The 16856-nt window shown below is 29.1% G+C and carries 20 protein-coding genes, 1 tRNA gene and 2 pseudogenes; 17 read left to right on the plus strand and 6 right to left on the minus strand.

Annotated elements, in window-relative coordinates; translation table 11 throughout:
* Nucleotides 1–17: 17 nt before the first annotated feature.
* Both Q0T35_RS06750 and rpe read right to left on the minus strand, forming a co-directional pair.
* On the minus strand, nucleotides 18–896 hold the full coding sequence (locus Q0T35_RS06750) for a diacylglycerol kinase family protein (RefSeq protein WP_293919333.1): 879 nt from the start codon (nucleotides 894–896) through the stop codon (nucleotides 18–20).
* A gap of 20 nt (nucleotides 897–916) precedes the next feature.
* Nucleotides 917–1570, minus strand: coding sequence for a ribulose-phosphate 3-epimerase (gene rpe / locus Q0T35_RS06755; protein WP_293919334.1), 654 nt, complete (start codon nucleotides 1568–1570; stop codon nucleotides 917–919).
* Nucleotides 1571–1700: 130 nt separating this feature from the next.
* On the opposite strand from rpe, the gene Q0T35_RS06760 reads away from it, so the two are divergent.
* The 5 genes from Q0T35_RS06760 to Q0T35_RS06780 all read left to right on the plus strand — a co-directional run bounded on the left by Q0T35_RS06760 (nucleotide 1701) and on the right by Q0T35_RS06780 (nucleotide 6365).
* Complete coding sequence (locus Q0T35_RS06760) at nucleotides 1701–2261, plus strand: AraC family transcriptional regulator (RefSeq protein ID WP_293919335.1); 561 nt, start codon at nucleotides 1701–1703, stop codon at nucleotides 2259–2261.
* Between the two features lie 246 nt (nucleotides 2262–2507).
* Nucleotides 2508–3515 (plus strand): acyltransferase family protein, encoded by a 1008-nt coding sequence (locus Q0T35_RS06765; protein ID WP_293919336.1) that lies wholly within the window; start codon nucleotides 2508–2510, stop codon nucleotides 3513–3515.
* A gap of 364 nt (nucleotides 3516–3879) precedes the next feature.
* A complete protein-coding gene (locus tag Q0T35_RS06770; RefSeq protein WP_295841463.1) occupies nucleotides 3880–4884 on the plus strand; it encodes an NAD-dependent epimerase/dehydratase family protein in 1005 nt (334 codons plus the stop codon).
* Nucleotides 4884–5939, plus strand: a complete 1056-nt coding sequence (gene mvaD / locus Q0T35_RS06775; RefSeq protein WP_295841464.1) for a diphosphomevalonate decarboxylase — start codon at nucleotides 4884–4886, stop codon at nucleotides 5937–5939. Before Q0T35_RS06770 ends, mvaD begins: the two co-directional genes overlap by 1 nt.
* A 153-nt stretch (nucleotides 5940–6092) precedes the next feature.
* Entirely contained in the window at nucleotides 6093–6365 is a 273-nt protein-coding gene (locus tag Q0T35_RS06780) for an HU family DNA-binding protein (RefSeq protein WP_293919023.1), read from the plus strand.
* A gap of 108 nt (nucleotides 6366–6473) precedes the next feature.
* Here Q0T35_RS06780 and Q0T35_RS06785 read toward each other — a convergent pair whose 3' ends face one another.
* The 3 genes from Q0T35_RS06785 to Q0T35_RS06795 form a co-directional block, all read right to left on the minus strand.
* The gene (locus tag Q0T35_RS06785; RefSeq protein ID WP_293919025.1) at nucleotides 6474–6869 is read right to left on the minus strand and encodes a hypothetical protein; all 396 of its coding nucleotides are present in this window, start codon (nucleotides 6867–6869) and stop codon (nucleotides 6474–6476) included.
* Nucleotides 6856–7194 (minus strand): phage holin family protein, encoded by a 339-nt coding sequence (locus tag Q0T35_RS06790; protein WP_293919026.1) that lies wholly within the window; start codon nucleotides 7192–7194, stop codon nucleotides 6856–6858. The genes Q0T35_RS06785 and Q0T35_RS06790 overlap by 14 nt, the downstream gene beginning before the upstream one ends.
* 70 nt (nucleotides 7195–7264) lie before the next feature.
* The gene (locus Q0T35_RS06795) at nucleotides 7265–7546 is read right to left on the minus strand and encodes a YtxH domain-containing protein (protein WP_293919027.1); all 282 of its coding nucleotides are present in this window, start codon (nucleotides 7544–7546) and stop codon (nucleotides 7265–7267) included.
* Nucleotides 7547–7758: 212 nt separating this feature from the next.
* Between Q0T35_RS06795 and Q0T35_RS06800 the strand changes: the two genes are divergently transcribed.
* The 12 genes and pseudogenes from Q0T35_RS06800 to Q0T35_RS06840 all read left to right on the plus strand — a co-directional run bounded on the left by Q0T35_RS06800 (nucleotide 7759) and on the right by Q0T35_RS06840 (nucleotide 16152).
* On the plus strand, nucleotides 7759–8958 hold the full coding sequence (locus Q0T35_RS06800) for a pyridoxal phosphate-dependent aminotransferase (protein WP_293919028.1): 1200 nt from the start codon (nucleotides 7759–7761) through the stop codon (nucleotides 8956–8958).
* Nucleotides 8955–9980: a UDP-N-acetylmuramate dehydrogenase gene (gene murB / locus Q0T35_RS06805; protein WP_295841465.1), complete on the plus strand. Its 1026-nt coding sequence runs from the start codon at nucleotides 8955–8957 to the stop codon at nucleotides 9978–9980. Before Q0T35_RS06800 ends, murB begins: the two co-directional genes overlap by 4 nt.
* 28 nt (nucleotides 9981–10008) lie before the next feature.
* Entirely contained in the window at nucleotides 10009–11046 is a 1038-nt protein-coding gene (gene lpxK / locus Q0T35_RS06810) for a tetraacyldisaccharide 4'-kinase (protein WP_293919031.1), read from the plus strand.
* Nucleotides 11047–11119: 73 nt separating this feature from the next.
* The gene (locus Q0T35_RS06815; protein WP_293919032.1) at nucleotides 11120–11791 is read left to right on the plus strand and encodes a hypothetical protein; all 672 of its coding nucleotides are present in this window, start codon (nucleotides 11120–11122) and stop codon (nucleotides 11789–11791) included.
* Between the two features lie 412 nt (nucleotides 11792–12203).
* Nucleotides 12204–12279 (plus strand) — tRNA-Met (locus tag Q0T35_RS06820).
* Nucleotides 12280–12447: 168 nt separating this feature from the next.
* Nucleotides 12448–12903, plus strand: coding sequence for an Arm DNA-binding domain-containing protein (locus Q0T35_RS11140; RefSeq protein ID WP_366937730.1), 456 nt, complete (start codon nucleotides 12448–12450; stop codon nucleotides 12901–12903).
* Between the two features lie 36 nt (nucleotides 12904–12939).
* Nucleotides 12940–13023, plus strand: a pseudogene (locus Q0T35_RS11145) (hypothetical protein); the annotation flags it as partial.
* Between the two features lie 93 nt (nucleotides 13024–13116).
* Entirely contained in the window at nucleotides 13117–13542 is a 426-nt protein-coding gene (locus tag Q0T35_RS11150; protein ID WP_366937731.1) for a site-specific integrase, read from the plus strand.
* Complete coding sequence (locus tag Q0T35_RS11155; protein ID WP_366937732.1) at nucleotides 13533–13661, plus strand: hypothetical protein; 129 nt, start codon at nucleotides 13533–13535, stop codon at nucleotides 13659–13661. The genes Q0T35_RS11150 and Q0T35_RS11155 overlap by 10 nt, the downstream gene beginning before the upstream one ends.
* 101 nt (nucleotides 13662–13762) lie before the next feature.
* Nucleotides 13763–13927 (plus strand): transposase, encoded by a 165-nt coding sequence (locus Q0T35_RS06830; RefSeq protein WP_295841466.1) that lies wholly within the window; start codon nucleotides 13763–13765, stop codon nucleotides 13925–13927.
* 159 nt (nucleotides 13928–14086) lie between these two features.
* A complete protein-coding gene (locus Q0T35_RS06835; protein ID WP_295841467.1) occupies nucleotides 14087–14935 on the plus strand; it encodes an IS3 family transposase in 849 nt (282 codons plus the stop codon).
* Between the two features lie 96 nt (nucleotides 14936–15031).
* Nucleotides 15032–16152: pseudogene (locus Q0T35_RS06840) on the plus strand (IS481 family transposase).
* A gap of 312 nt (nucleotides 16153–16464) precedes the next feature.
* On the opposite strand, the gene Q0T35_RS06845 reads toward Q0T35_RS06840, so the two are convergent.
* Nucleotides 16465–16803, minus strand: coding sequence for a hypothetical protein (locus tag Q0T35_RS06845; protein WP_295841468.1), 339 nt, complete (start codon nucleotides 16801–16803; stop codon nucleotides 16465–16467).
* Nucleotides 16804–16856 lie beyond the last annotated feature (53 nt).

Below are 16856 nucleotides of genomic sequence, written 5' to 3' on the forward strand. Positions count from 1 at the left end.
AATTATTAAAAAATTGATTATCCAACTAATACCTTAAGTGCTTTAGGCTCCAATGTAATAGATAAGTTCCTCGCATGTATGGGAGTAAATTCACCATCTATCTGCAAATAATCAGTATCAAGCTGAATGTCTAATTGATTCGTTTTAAAAAATATATTTTTCTTACTTCCAATATTTGTATTTAACAAAAATTGTAAGCCGATTAGGCAAAATGTAATCCAAGAACATTGGGTAATTAAATTTATATCAAATTGCCCATCTTGTAAAGAAGCATCAGGAGAAATGGAAAAACCATAACCTAAACAGTTACTATTTGAAATATTAAGCATCATTGCTTTTCCTGTAAATTTTTTAGATTTGGAAAGAACAGATAAATCAATCGGCTTAAATTTAAAAACGCTTATTAATAAGCTTTTCACATATCCTATCAATTGTCTTTGTTTCTGATGTGCATAAATTTTCACAGTTTCTGCATCAAACCCAATTCCAGCATTGCTAAAAAAATACTGTTGATTTATCTTACCACAATCAATTTTTTTTATATTTTTTTGTGAATTTTTAATAAATTGTAAAGCGACATCATAAGTGAGCGGAATTTTCAAATGTCGAGCCAAACCATTTCCGGATCCTATAGGCACAATAGCTAATATGACTTGTTTATTTACTAAGGCAGAGGCTACTTCATTGAGTGTACCGTCTCCACCGCAACTTACAATGATATCTGCTCCTGCTTCTATGGATTCCAGAGCTAATTTAAAGCCATCATTTTTTTTTCTTGTAAGCTTAATCTCAATATCATAATCTGCAAAAAGCTCTTTAATCCTATTCTTTACTTCTAAACCCTGTCCTTTACCTGAAATAGGATTGACAATGAAATGGATTCTACTTTCTTTCATTAAGAAACTGGCTTATAAATTTATATAGTACAGGATTTTAAATCTTTAATCATCTGAATTGGGTCCTGTGCATTAAATACACTACTTCCTGCCACAAGAACATCTGCTCCTGTATCTGCAAGTTTTTTTGCATTTTCTAAGCTCACTCCTCCATCTACTTGAATTAATGCTTTTGAATTTTTTTGAATGATAAGATCTTTACTGACTCCTATTTTTTTATAAGTATTTTCAATAAATTTTTGTCCACCAAATCCAGGATTTACACTCATTACTAATACCAAATCAAGAATTTCAATAATATCTTCCAGTAAATTTATATTAGTATGCGGATTTAAAGCTACACCTGCTTTCATACCTAATTTTTTAATTTCTTGGATAGTTCTATGTAGATGTGTGCAGGCTTCATAATGAACAGTTAAATAGTCTACTCCTAATTTTTTAAATGTATCCAAATATTGATCTGGATTAACGATCATTAAATGAGCATCTTTAATCTTTTTAGCTTTTTTATTTACCGCTTCAACTATTGGAAAACCAAAAGAAATGTTGGGAACAAATACTCCATCCATAATATCAATATGAAACCAATCGGCTTCACTCGAATTGATCATATCTACATCCTTATCTAAATTTCCGAAATTTGCTGAAAGAATGGAAGGTGCTAATAATGCCATTTTTTTATGCAAATTTATAAAAAACTATTAATTTTAATGCATTTAATTATCTTATAGTAATGTTCCATAAATAAGAAACCTTACTTATATGGTTGTGAATTAGGCATTACATTTGTATAAAATTTCACCTATGATTTTATATATTAAAAATATGGTTTGTAATCGTTGTATACTTGCAGTTGAAGAAATATTAAAAGAAATTCGTATACAGCCGGTTAGTATAGATCTTGGAGAAGTAATCTTAACGGATGAAATGAGCAAAGAAGTAAAACAAATTTTTAATGCTAAATTAAATAAAATCGGATTTGAATTGATTAGTGATTCCAATCAAAAAATTATAGAAAAAATTAAAGCTTTAGTAATTTCTCAAATTCAAGAATATAAAAAACAATCATCTAATTATTCAGAATTTTTATCGGAAAATTTAAATAAAGACTATTCATATCTAAGCAAATTGTTTTCTTCTACCACCGGTATAACAATTGAGCATTATGTAATTCTTCAAAAAATAGAAAAAGTAAAAGAATTATTGTCGTATGATGAACTTAACTTATCTGAAATTTCTTATAAATTAGGATATAGTAGTGTAGCTCATTTATCTGCGCAATTTAAAAAAATTACCAGTATAACTCCTTCACAGTTTAAAGTACAAAAAATAAAAAAAAGGAAAGGATTGGATAAAATTATATAATTTTCTTTAATAACGTACTATCCTGCAAACGGTTAATTTTATTCTATATTAATATATTAATTTTATATTTATACGAATTATTTTTGGACTCAACTTGATATAATTTAATTACATGTAATGTGATTTTATTTTTTTTATTATTCAATTTGTACTGAAAAAGAATATATATTATATTTTACTTATTAATTTGGACGTTCAGCATTATATTTTTAGCTTTGTCAACTGTTAATTTAATCGTTTTTTAAAATGAATAGGAATAAGATCTTTGATTCTCTGAAATTTATATTAGTTTGTTTTGTAGTATATGCTCATACCACCGAAAGTCAATACAACAAGGATAGAGGTACTGAAGTTTTGGTAAGTTTTCTCTCAACCTTTACCATGCCACTATTTATATTTATTTCCGGTTACTTTTCTAAAACTATCACTTGGGATAAATATAAAAAATCTTTTAAAACTTTATTTCTCACTTATATCGTAGCTCAACTGACTTATTCAATACCCTTAATAATTGCACACTCGATAAACCCTCCTTCAAATCAATTTAATATCTTCGAAGAAATAATTTCCATTTTTATTCTTCCAAAGGGAGGTCTTTGGTATATAGTAGGACTGTTAGTATGGAGGTTTATGATTTATTATATAGCTAAATTTAAATTAAAATTTGCATTAGTTTTCAGCTTATCTTTAATAATTCCTTTGTTATTTGGATTTATAGATATACAATTGAATGCTTTTCGAATAATTACTTTCTTTCCATATTTTATTCTAGGCTATTATTGTACTGAAAATATTTTTAATAAAATTAGAAAGGTTAACCCTTTAATTTCGTTTGCTGTTTTACTTATAATTTTTATTGGATTATGTTTTTATAAAGACCTCTTCCATTTTTTAATGGCCACTTTCGGAGAAGGGTCTTACAAAGCTACTTATCCAACAGTTTTTCAAGGATTTCTATATAGAGCATCTTTTTATTTAATCAGCATGATCAGCATTAATTGTGTAATGAATTTAGCTACGGACCGATTTTATAAGTTAGGGAAATATTCTTTGGGTATTTTCTTAGTACATCCTTGTATAATATTTACTATTTCAGGAATTAGAATGTATTTGCTTCCACCCATAGAGGTTTCTTATCCTATATTATTCGAATTTCCAATGTCTATGGTTATTGTAGGTATAAGTCTATATTTGTCGGAACTAAAACCAATCCAATATTGGATAAATCCAAGTTTAATTTTATCAAAAAAATAAGATATTAATTATATAGCCTGTAATTTTTATTACAGGCACTTTATTCTAATAGAAATATCATTTAGCTATTTTTTATTTAAAATTAATCGTTTCCTCAAAAGTATTAATTTTATTTTTTCAACTGCTCAGATCTTCTAAATGCTTATTTTTTACAGTTATCATTCATCTATTACATTTTTTCTATATCTATTTTTTCATATTTATTTTGAAAATTCGTTAGTTTATCTACTATAAATATCTATTAATAGGATATTATATATTTCTAATGCAAAGATTATCTTTTATAAATATTCTTATCAATAAAATTGTAATTATTGAATAAGCGAGTAAAAAATAAAATTAAAAAAGAGTAATTTAGCATTCTATGATATTAGTTACAGGAGGTACGGGATTAGTAGGTAGCTATCTAGTACTAAAGTTGGCTAAAAAGGCTAAACATGTTAAGGTTTTATATAGAAATAATGCTACCCGACAAGAAGTTTATAACTTGTTTAAAATTCATGAACCTGAAAGATATAAAGTTTTATACGATTCATTACAATGGATTGAAGGGGATATTCTTGATATCACTTCATTGCAAAATGCATTTGAAGGAGTAACAGAAGTATATCATGCTGCCGGAAAAGTAAGTTTTAATGAAAAAGAAAAAAAGTTGCTCAATAAGATCAATATTGAAGGAACTCAAAATATGATTAATTTATCGATCACTAATAAAATTGATAAATTTTGCTTTTTTAGCTCCATTGCTACTTTAGACCCAAACTTTGATGTATCAATTATCAATGAAAATGCTGAATGGAATTTTAAAAGAAATCATTCCTCTTATGCATGTTCTAAATATGGAGCAGAAATGGAGGTTTGGAGAGGCTCGCAAGAAGGATTAAAAGTATTGGTAGTATATCCGGGAATAGTGATAGGTTCGGGAAATTGGGAACGAGCCAACAAGTTATTATATGAAATGACTTATGCTGACCGTGCTTTTTATACATCCGGTTCAACCGCATTTATTGATGCTTCAGATTTAGCCGAAGTATGCATTCGATTAATGGAAGATCTTATTAATAATGATAAGTATATAGTAACTGCAAGAAATGTCACATATAAGGAAATAATCTGCCAATTAAGAAGTGCATTTGAAATGAAACCTCCAATTGAAATTACAAATTCTCAACTAAAAAAAATGGCCTTTTGGTCTCAATTTTTGTCAAGTAAAAAGAGAATAAGCAAATCAGCTTATTTTGCTTTAATATCACAAAATAAATATTCAAATGACAAGTTAGAGCAGTATTTATCATATTCCTTTCTTTCTTTAGAAGATTCTTTAAATATACATGCAAAAAATTATCTACAATATAAAAATAATAAATAATGAATGAGGAAAATTTTATTCCAACGCACTCTCATAAGGAAGTTGCAAATGGAGAAGTAAAAGCAAGATGTAGCTCGAACATAGCATTAGTTAAATACTGGGGAAAATATGATTTTCAATTACCGGCAAATCCATCAATAAGTTATACTCTTACGAATAGTTTTACAGAAACAAGTATAACTTTTAAAAAATCAAATGATTTTTCAGTTGAGTTATATCTTGATAATCAATTTCAAGAAAAATTTTCTTCTAAAATATACACCTATTTTCTTTCCTTAAAACGTTTTTTACCTTTCATTGATAGCTACTCCTACTCTATATACACAAAAAATTCATTTCCTCACAGCAGTGGAATCGCTTCTTCAGCCTCAGGATTCGGAGCATTGGCAAAATGTCTAATGGAAATGAGCGACATGCTAGGTGAAATTACAACTGAAGAATTTAAGTTAATGAAAGCTTCATTTTTAGCCAGAATGGGATCAGGAAGCGCATGCAGATCTATTTATAGCGGTTTAGCCATTTGGGGTAAAAATTCAGATATTCCTTCAAGCTCAGATTTATATGCAGTTTCTTTTCCTTTTGAAATAGCACCAATTTTCAAAGAAATGCAAGATACTATTTTACTTGTAGATGAAGGACAAAAACAAGTAAGCAGCACAGTAGGACATAGCTTAATGAACGGACATCCCTATGCAGATCTTCGATTTAAAGAGGCAAGTAAAAATTTATCCGATATGAGTCAAGTATTACAATCTGGAGATTTGGAACAATTCGGTAAAATTGTGGAACATGAAGCATTATCTTTACATGCCATGATGATGACCTCTTCTCCCGCTTATATTTTATTTAAGCCAAATACATTGGCTATATTAGATAAAATATGGAAATTTAGAAGGGAATCCAATACCCATTTATACTTTACTTTAGATGCGGGTGCCAATGTACATTTGCTTTATCCTGAAAAAGAAAAAGGACTGATTTTCAGTTTTATAAAAAATGATCTTTTGAAATATACTGAAAATGGTAATTTAATATTAGATAAGGTCATTTTTTAAACAAACGGTATAAAAAAATAAACCCTTTTCTTTCACAAAAATGTAAAGTATTCTTTGTTAGAGCGAAAAAAAGAGGGATTTTGCTTGTTTATATCAAACAAAACACTACCTTTGTCAAATTAAGATAAATAAACCTTATTAAAATTAAATCAAATGAACAAATCAGAATTAATTGATGCTATTGCCACTGAAGCTGATATTACTAAAGCAGCTGCAAAAAAAGCTTTGGATTCATTTTTAAATAATGTAACAAAAGCTTTAAAGAAAGGAGATAAAGTTACTCTTGTAGGTTTTGGTACATTTTCAGTTTCTAGTAGGAGCGCAAGAGAAGGTATTAATCCTCAAACTAAAGCTAAGATTAAAATTCCTGCTAAAAAAGTTGCTAAATTTAAAGCAGGTGCAGAATTATCCTCTGCTGTTAATTAAGATAAACCTAAAAATTAAGTTTAGTAAAAAAAAGGCTGTAAAAATTTTACAGCCTTTTTTAATATATTTTTTAGAATTAAAAATATAAAAAATGATTCTCAGTTCTAATTAAATTTCCTCTGATTCATCATTATTTCTTAAAGTCTTGAATTCATATCTGTTTCTCATATTTGCCAACACATTTTTGCCCTTGGATATGAGAATAGGAGTTAAATAGGAAGATGCCAAAAGAATCAACTTTCCTGATATAGTTTTTTTATTGACAAATCTGGAAATAACTTTTTCAGTACCCATACCTATACCAAAATCTATCAATATATTCAATAGGTTTGGATTTTTTACAAAATGCAATGCTTTATCACGTACATTCTCGCTCAATATACCTAAAGACTCAGACAAATGATCAAGAGAAATTTTATTTTCCATTTCATTAATTTCCTCTTTTAAAAGGCGTTTCCTTAATAAAAAGTCTTCGTATGTATATTTTCCGTTAGTTTTTGTCATTAAGTTCATTTTCTTTTACATTTAAATGCATTTCAATAATCCTTCTCATGATATATTTTCTAATGCTCGAATAATTGGTGAGAAGAATAATAAATAGTATGAGATAGATACATGAAATAATTAAAATTCCTAAACCTAAATTATTAAAATAAGATCCGATCATGATTCCGAGTGCAAAACTGGCTAAAAGCAGAAACATCATACCTATGCTAAATACGATAATTATAAAAATTATTATACTTAACAAACCGGATATGGTTTCTGTTAAATCCAATTTTAGAAGCTCAATTCTATTATTAATATATTTTTTTAAAAAACCTAACATAAAAAATTGAAAATATAGTGATAAAACTAAAAAAGAGTCAAAAAAAAAGACTCTTTTTAATTTTCAGTAATTATTTTTTTGTTAATTCATCATATTCTTCTGCAAGATGATCAATTTTTTCGTCCTTCATTCTCTTAAAATCATTTTTATACTTATCATATCCTTCCTTCAGCTCATCTTTATATTTATGATAAGAATCTTTAAGACTCTCCCCTAAATCTTCCGCTTTTCTTTTAATCTTTTTACGAGTGTTTTTTCCTTTATCAGGAGCTATTAAAACACCGGCAAGAAGACCTGCTACAGCCCCTATAACCATACCGGTTAAAACATTTTGAACGTTTTTATTTCCCATAATCAAAATAGTATAAATTTTAATATTATTTTTAGATATTTAAAGTAAAAGACAAAAAGGAAAAAATAGATTAGCAATTTCATATAAATTGTAAAAATTCTTTTATTATGCTTATCTCGGAATAACTATAAATTAAAAACTTATATTTATTTTTCTTGCCTTAAACAAATATACTCAATAAATTTGTAATTTCCAAAACAACATAAAAAATTATGCCAAATTTCTCTTCACGAGGTTTAAACATGCCTGAGTCTCCTATAAGGAAACTTGCTCCTTATGCTGTGAAAGCAAAGGAGAAAGGCTTGAAAGTATTTCATTTAAATATTGGACAGCCCGATATAAAATCACCGCAGACAGCAATAAACGTTCTAAAAAATATTGATTTAGATATTTTTGCCTATACGCCTTCTGAAGGAAATTTTGATTATAGAAACACTTTAAAAGAGTATTATCACTCTTTAGGTTTTGAAGATTTAACTCGAGATAATTTCATTATTACCAACGGAGGATCCGAGGCTTTATCATTTACCTTAAGCTGTTTATGCGATCATGGTGATGAAATAATCGTTCCCGAACCTTTTTACGCAAATTATTATAGCTTTGCCGAATCTATCGGGGTTAATATTATTCCTGTAGTATCTACTATCGATACCGGTTTTTCACTTCCGAACATTGATAAATTCAATGAATTAATCACTCCGAAAACTCGGGCAATACTTATTACAAATCCCAGTAATCCAACCGGATATCTTTATTCTAAAGAAGAATTGCAAAAATTAGCGGAAATTGTAATCAAGAATGATATTTTTCTTATTTCCGATGAGGTGTACAGAGAATACGTTTACGACGGGTTGACTTTCCATTCCATATTAGAATTTCCGGAACTTAAAGAAAATGTAATTGTTGTAGACTCAGAATCTAAACGATATAGTCTTTGTGGTATTCGTAGCGGATTCTTGGTTACCAGAAATAAAAAATTTTTAGATATAGCTTTAAAATTTGCACAAGCTCGCTTAAGTCCTTCCCTGGTAGGTCAAATTATAGCTAATGCAGCTCATTACGAACCGAAATCTTATATTGAAAATGTGCGAAAAGAATATGAAGAAAGAAGAGATTTGCTTATAAAACTTCTTAATGAAATTCCCGGAGTCATTTGTCCCAAACCGAAAGGAGCGTTTTACTGCACAGTTGAATTACCAGTTGAAAATGCTGAAGATTTTTGTCTTTGGATGCTTAAAGAGTTCGAATATGAAAACGGAACGGTTATGTTAACTCCAGCCCAAGGATTTTATTCCAATCAGGAGCTTGGAAAAAAACAAGTCAGACTTGCTTACGTGATCAATAAAGAAGACATTACTCAATCGATTAAAATTATTAAAAAAGGACTAGAAAAATATAATTCAAATCGATGATCAGACAGGAAAATATAGATATCCGAAAATATACTACTTTTAATGTCCCTGCAATTTGTGATTTCTTTGTAGAGGTCTCAAATCTGAATGAGCTCAAGGAAGCGTTAGATTTTTCAAAAAATAAAAACATACCTGTTTTATTTATCGGCGGAGGGAGCAACATTCTTTTTATTAAACCCTTTCACGGGTTAGTCATTAAAGTTAATTTAAAAGGCATTGAAGAAAAAATAGACGAAGACGATAAGCATATACTCATTACTGCTAAAGCGGGTGAAAATTGGGATGCATTCGTTCACTATTGTACATCCAGAAATTACGGCGGATTAGAAAATTTATCATTAATTCCCGGTAATGTTGGTACTTCTCCCATACAAAATATTGGCGCCTATGGAGCTGAAATGAAAGATACTTTTCACCAATTAAAGGCATTGAATATTTCAACTTATGAAATTGAAGTGTTTGATGCCGAATCTTGTAAATTCGGATACAGAGATTCTTATTTTAAGAATGAAGGTAAAAATAAGTATGTTATTATTGAAGTCACTTTTAAATTAACTACAAAAAAACATAATCTAAAAATTTCTTATGGAGACATAAAAGAGGAACTCTTAAAAAAAGAAATATATGAGCCTACCTTAGCTAATATAAGAAATCAGGTAATTGAAATTAGAAAACGTAAACTTCCGGATCCGGCTATCATGGGAAACGCAGGAAGCTTTTTTAAAAACCCAATTATTTCGATTGCCCAATTGGAAAATATTCAGAAAAAATATCCCGAAATACCCTATTATAAGATTTCAAATCAACTTGTGAAACTTCCCGCTGCATGGCTAATTGAATTTGCTGGATGGAAAGGGAAAAAAGAAGGAAATGTCGGAGTTCATAAAAATCAATCCCTAGTTTTAGTAAACTTAGGAGATGCAAACGGCAAAGAAATATATGACTTGTCAAAATCAATAATTGAGGATGTTAATAAAATTTTTAATATTCAATTAGAACGAGAAGTAAATATCATCTTATAAATTTATATTTTTGCTTTATAATTTAAGCATGAATATATTATTTTATCCTTTTGCGGGTCTCTATTGGCTGGCGACATATATACGAAATAAATTTTTTGATTGGGGACTTTTGCATTCTAAAAGCTATAAAAAGCCCATTATATGCGTTGGTAACCTCAGCGTAGGAGGTACCGGTAAATCTCCTTTTGTTATCTATCTCATTGGTTTGCTGAAAGATTCTCATCTTATCGGGATCATGAGCAGAGGCTACGGAAGAAAAACCAAAGGCTATCAATTTGCTAATTATGAGACCACCTATGAAGAAATTGGTGACGAACCCATGCAATTTTTTGAGCGTTTCAAAAATAAAATTATTGTGGGGGTTGATGAAAAAAGAGTTCATGGCATTGATAATCTTATTAAAGATTTTAATCCAGATCTTTTTATTCTCGATGATGCTTTTCAGCATCGCTATGTTAAAGCAGGATTATACATCCTTTTAACAGATTACAACCATCCATATTATGAAGATCATATTTTACCTCTGGGACGTTTGCGAGAAGGCCAATATGGCACTAAAAGGGCACAAATAGTTGTAGTGACTAAGTGTCCTCATGATTTAACACAAGACGAAAAAAATAGTATTGAGAAAAAATTAAAATTACAACCGTATCAATCATTATTTTTTTCTACTATTATATATGAAAAACGGGTGATATCCTTAAACCGTACACTCGCTGTTGATGATATTCTTTCGTATTCGATTCTTTTAGTTACGGGAATTGCTAAATATCAAGATATATTGGATTATGCTGAAGAAAAATTTTCAACTGTTACACATTTAAAATTTAAAGATCATCATAATTTTTCCAAATCTGATGTTGATGAGATTGGAAAAACCTATCTTAATTTAAAAGGAAACGCAATTATTTTAACTACTGAAAAAGACTTTACGCGCTTAAAGCATTTTCAACTATTGAAAGATGTTTTATTTTATCTTCCTATAAATGTTAAGCTAGATAAACCGGAAGAATTCAAAAAATTAATTAATAAATACGTAGATAAAAATTCAAATTTAAATCTTTAAAATAGATAATTATCTATATGTTAATAGATTTTCTTATCTTTATCATTCAATTTCAACATTAAATTACCATTACATGAATAAAAAAATATTATTTTGGTTTTTTCTTAGTACAGGAATAATATGGATTTTAGGAGCTAGTTATTGGTATATTTGGATAGAAAATCTGGATTTAAGTAAATTGGATTTAAGTAGCGATGATCCAAATACAAAAGCTTTTATAAAGGCCATTTTGGTAGTTTTTATTCCTTTATTAGTTACAGCCTTGCTTTTTTATTGTATAGGTTTACTTTTTGGTAAAAAGGAGGAAAAAAATGTTACGGAAATTGAAAAAGAAAATGAGCTTTTAAAAAGTGAACTAGCAACGCATATTGATAAGATTGAAACCATGAAGGTCTTATATACCGGTGGAAAAATCAGAAGAAGATCGTCAATTCCTCATGATAATATCTCAACTCCAATAAACGAAAACGAAAAGGAAAATGAGAAGGAGGATAAAAAAGAGGCCACTCCTATCCATAAGGATGATCTAAAAATTATTGAAGGAATTGGTGAAAGGATTGAATTTTTCTTAAATGAAAGTGGAATATTTACTTGGGAACAACTAGCTCAGCAATCCGTTGAATCATTAAATAATATTCTTGAATTGTACGAAGGAGCTTCATACCGCATACACAATCCTACGAGCTGGCCAAAGCAGGCAGAACTAGCTGCAAAAGGAAAATGGGATGAATTTAAAGCTCTATAAAATTCTTCATTACAAAAGGTTATTATTTGAAACGTCTCCATTTTATATTTTTTTAAATCAATAGTTGCTGATATTTTTTCTGAATATTCTCTCCTATTTAATAAATCTTTTATATAAATCTACCTAACGATGCTAAAAAGTAAGAGTTTCTTTTTCTCATATTATCGCTATAATTCATAGAAATACTTATTACTTTACTACTAGAATTCCTGTTTACGTCTATTTTTTTAATAAATGATGATTTTTTTTACAATTAGAAAAAATTAAATAAAACGTTATATTTCAGCACTATAACTTTTACATTTTAACAACAAATTGAATGAAATTTGTAAAAAATTGAACTTTTACTTTAAAAAAATGAAATTATAGTTGGTTCATAAGAAAATTGTTGTATATTTGCACTCACAAACAACGCGGGATGGAGCAGTAGGTAGCTCGTCGGGCTCATAACCCGAAGGTCACAGGTTCGAGTCCTGTTCCCGCTACCAAGTAAGAGAATCAGAAAACTGGTTCTCTTTTTTTGTTTAAAATCAGGGAGTTAGGTTATTTTACTGCGTATAGATATTTTCTATTTTATTACTTCGTGCTGAATAAAGGCATACAATTAGGCATACCCTACTTATTGAAAAGGCATACCCTTGAAAATAAATAAAAACATGAATAACAGTAAATTACATATATTATTTGTATTAGATAAAGTTAATACAAATGTAAAAGGCATAGCACCATTAAGATGTAAATTAACATATTTAAGTAAAAGAAAGGTATTTTCATTAGGATTATTTATAAATCCTGATTATAGGAATAATAGGGAGCAAAAAGCAAAACCTCAAAATCAAGAAAATAACTTTGTTAATACACAGATAAGCCTGATTAAACAAAAAATTAATCAGGCTTTTTTGTTTCTACAAGTACAGGAAACGATTTTTGATGTAGAAGATATTTACTTAAAATATAAGGGTAAGGATAGTAAAGTCTCAAAAACTCTTTTAGAAGTATTTGATTTGCATAATGAGAGAATGCAGAAGCTGATTGGTAAAGAATACACCCAATCTACTTATAACAAGTTTAAGGAAGCTAGAAGCCATATAAAAAACTTTATAAAACATTAGTACAACAAAAATAATTTCCTTTTAGAAGATATAAACCTGAAATTCTTAAAAGATTTTGATTACTATTTAAAGATTAATAAAAATCAAAAGCAGATTACTATTAATAAATCCATTCAGAGAGTTAAGAAGATAATAAAATTAGCCATAGCAGAAGGATTTATTACTATTGATCCTTTTCTATTATATAAACCAAAAAGAGTTGAAAATAAGGTATTGTATCTTACTACAGAAGAATTGAAGAAGTTAGAAAATTATACCTTCTCGCAAACTAGATTACAACAAGTAGCAGATATGTTTATATTTTGTTGTTATACAGGTCTAGCTTATCAGGAAATGAGTACTTTAGAATCCAAACATATAATACAAGGTTTTGATGGTAATAAGTGGATTAGAATGTACAGACGGAATACACAAAGAGAAATCTCTATTCCCCTTTTGCCTATAAGTACTAACATAATAGAGAAATATAATTCTGATATTACCACTTATTTACTACCTAAAATATCTAATCAAAAATTTAATTCCTATTTAAAAGAAATAGCAGATATAGTAGGAATTAATAAAAATCTTACTCATCATATAGCCAGAAAACATTTGCAACTACAGTATTGCTTTACAATGATGTTCCTATGGAGATAGTTTCTAAGCTATTAGGACATTCAAAAATTTCCATTACCCAAGAGCATTATGCAAAAATGGTTCAGAAGAAGGTAAGTGAACAAATGAATAGATTAAAAAATAAACTAAAATCTAAATAGCTTTTTTAAACTGTGTTGTATAAATCTAAAGCAGTGGAAGTGGAAATGCTACATTTATCTGGACCAATACAAAGGTTTACTTTAGAAATTTAACTATTATTATGTTCAAATTAGTAAAGTACAGTAAAGAATTTAAATTGGAAGCCTTGAACTTAGTACAGGAAAGTAAAAGTCTGAGTGAGATCTCCAAGAGTTTAGGTATCAGTATCAATACATTATGTACCTGGTACAGAAGATATAAATTGTATGGAGATAAAGATTTTTAAGGTCCTAGGATTCGTCTTCCCAAGAATGAGCAAAAGGAAGAACTACTTCGCTTAAAGAAAGAAAACACAGAACTTAAGATAGGAGCATGATATATTAAAAAAAGCGCTAAGCATCTTCTCCAAGAAAGATCAGTAAGATATGAGTTCATCTAACGTTATTTGGATTTCATCCCGATTGAGAAGATGTGTAGTGTATTCAAAGTAAGTCGCAGTAGTTATTATTATTGGCAGAATAAGAGCCCTTCTAAGCGCTTACTTTGGCGTATGGAATTAGGTATAGCGATTAAAAAGGTATATAATTGGAGTCGTGGCAGGTATGGGAGTCCACGTATAGCTAAAGAACTCCAGATACAGGAAATTAAAGTTTCCCGCTCCTTGGTAGTCCGTATTATGAAAAAGAAGAATCTGGTGAGTGTATCCATGCGCAGGTTTAAACAGACCACCAATTCAAAGCATAGTTATGGTATAGTTCTTAATAAACTTTGTCAGAACTTTAAAGTAGGAACTTATAATCAGGTTTGGGTTTCAGACATTACTTACATTAAAACTACAGAAGTCTGGTCCTATTTAACCACAGTAATTGATTTGTTTGACCGAAAAGTTATCGGTTGGCATATAAGTCAGAGTCTTAGGGCTGAATATACGGTTATCCCAGCTTTGAACAAGGCTTGTTCACATCGCAGGCTTCAATTGAATGAATCTCTTATATTCTATTCAGATCGAGGAATCCAATATGCTTGTAACCAGTTCAAAGACTGCCTGAAAAGTCATAAGTATATAAAGCAGAGCATGAGTGGAAAAGGAAATTGTTATGATAATTCGGTGGCTGAAAGTTTCTTTAAAACTATTAAAGCAGAATTGATTTATCAAAACTCTTACCAATCAAAAAAAGATGTTTATCTATCTTTATTTGAATATATAGAAGGTTTTTTTATAATACAAATAGAATATTTAACCATTAAAGAATTTAATGAACAGTATAAATTCAAGTACAGAGAAGTAGCTTAAATACTATTCATTCAAAATTGTCCAAAATAAGTTGCAGGTTCAATTTAATCTGACAGTTACAATAAAATAAAGTAACTTTAAAAAAGATTAAGTAATATGACGAGACAAGAAAAACTCATCAAAAACAAATTAGGAGTATTAGAATTAGCTACTCTTAGGGAATATATCCAAAGCCTGTAAAGTAATGGGTTACAGCAGGGATAGCTTTTACAGATTCAAAGAATTATACGAACAAGGAGGTGAATTAGCCCTTCAGGAAATATCCAGAAGAAAATCAGTAATCAGAAATAGAGTAAGTCAGGATATTGAAAAAGCAGTTGTTGAACTTGCCTTGGAGAATCCAGCCTTAGGTCAATTACGGGTAAGTAATGAATTAAGGAAAAAAGGCTGGATAGTTTCCCCTGATGGAGTAATAAGCATCTGGCTTAGGCATGATTTACAAACCTTTAAACATAGGTTAAAAGCGTTAGAGTCTAAGTCAGCACAAGAAGGAATTATACTCACAGAGCCCCAATTATCAGCATTGGAAAGAGCCAAAGAGCATAAAAAAGCCATGGGAGAGATAGAAACCCACTATCCCTGCTACTTAGATTCACAGGATACTTATTATGTAGACAATATCAAAGGAGTTGGGTATATTTACCAGCAAACTTTTATTGATACTTATTCCAAAGTAGCATTTACCAAACTCTATGATAGAAAGAATGCTTTGATTACAGCAGAACTTCTCAATGATCAGGTAATTCCTTTCTTTGAATAACATGAGCTTCGTTTACTTAGGGTACTTACAGATAGAGAAACTGAATATTGCGTAGCCAGAGAACAACGAATATCAACTTTTTTTAGCCATAGAAGATATAGATCATAGCAGAACTAAGGCTAAAAGCCCTCAAACTAATGGAATATGTGAAAGGTTCCATAGAACTATCCAAAATGAATTTTATGCAATTGCCTTTAGAAAAAAAGTTTATAAAAGTATTGATGAACTGCAAAAGGATTTAGATAAATGGATGGAATATTATAACCAGCAAAGAACTCATACAGGTAAATACTGCTTAGGAAAAACACCTATGGATACATTCTTACAATCTAAGTATTTAGTTAAAGAGAAGTTGATTGAATTAATTGATAAGGATAGTAATCAAACTAATTTCTTCCTCTTTGAAATAGAAAATGACACCAATAAAGAAAATATTTTTAACTATGAAGAGAATTAGTTATATTAGCTGATATCAGCTGACAGTTTTTATAAACACTCAAACTTTCAGATCATGTAATGGCTATTACAGATAAAGGAACTATTGCTTTTATTTCAGCTAACAAAATAAAAACAACCCATTATAACTAGTTTCAAGGTTTTAATTTTGATACACAGAAAAAAGAAGTAATTACTAAAGGAATTATCTACTTTAAGAATAATCAGACATTATCTATTTTTATTGAAACAGGAAAACCTTCTATGGTTATCATCTATGCTATAAATACCTTACAAAAAATATATTCTTGAATAAAAAATTAAAAAGAAGAAATTAAAAATCCCAATTTTTACCCCAGATATAAGAATCAATAAAAACCCATTGGTCAGCCTCTTTTTTATACCATACAGTATAATTAGTATTTTGGTCTTTCTCCCAAGTAACTTCTTTAATTGTTATAGGTTCTTTTCTTTCTTTTTCATTAAAAAAATTATATAACCCTATTCTAAACTCGGATATAATAGCTTCATTTAATAAAAAGTCTTCTTCTTGTATAGGTTTATATTTTTCTTTAATTTGTTCGAACGACCAGTTTTTTACTTCTTCCGGATTTATATATTTCATTTGTTTAGTATTTATTTCTTTTGGATAGGTTCTTGCTTCAGAATCCATAGTTAGCTTAGGTTTATTACAACTTATGTTTAACACTAGGAATAAGCAAATGG

Source organism: uncultured Apibacter sp., from assembly GCF_946479295.1.
Taxonomy (GTDB): domain Bacteria; phylum Bacteroidota; class Bacteroidia; order Flavobacteriales; family Weeksellaceae; genus Apibacter.